The 353-nt window shown below is 41.4% G+C and carries 1 protein-coding gene; it reads left to right on the forward strand.

Annotation, left to right across the window (positions count from 1 at the left end; translation table 11 throughout):
- Positions 1 to 353, forward strand: a 353-nt coding sequence (locus AB4585_RS24350; protein ID WP_372171322.1) for an HAD hydrolase family protein, incomplete at both ends; no start/stop codon positions are given.

The following is a 353-nucleotide window of genomic DNA, read 5'->3' on the forward strand; positions in this document are numbered from 1 at the left end:
GCTTTAGATGAAATCAAAAAATACTATCATCGTTGCCAGTATGTCAGTGACCTTTTGGCGGTCGATGATGAGTTTATTAAGGTAGCGATCCTCAATTTTGATGGCTCTGAAGAGCTTATCTATCCAAGTTTTAGCGTGCAGTTTGGTGAGTCACATCAAGTCGTAGTCAGTGCCAAGATCTGGCTAGATGTCATGAACAAGCATGCCTCCAAAGGGGCAGCGATTAAACACCTGCAAAATACTTTGGGCTTCACATTTGAAGAAACGATGAGTTTTGGCGATTATCTAAATGATCTAGAAATGCTCAAAGAAAGCTATCACTCTTATGCGATGGCCAATGCACACCCTAAGAT

This window comes from Vibrio sp. 10N.222.49.C9, assembly GCF_041474985.1.
GTDB lineage: Bacteria > Pseudomonadota > Gammaproteobacteria > Enterobacterales > Vibrionaceae > Vibrio > Vibrio crassostreae_C.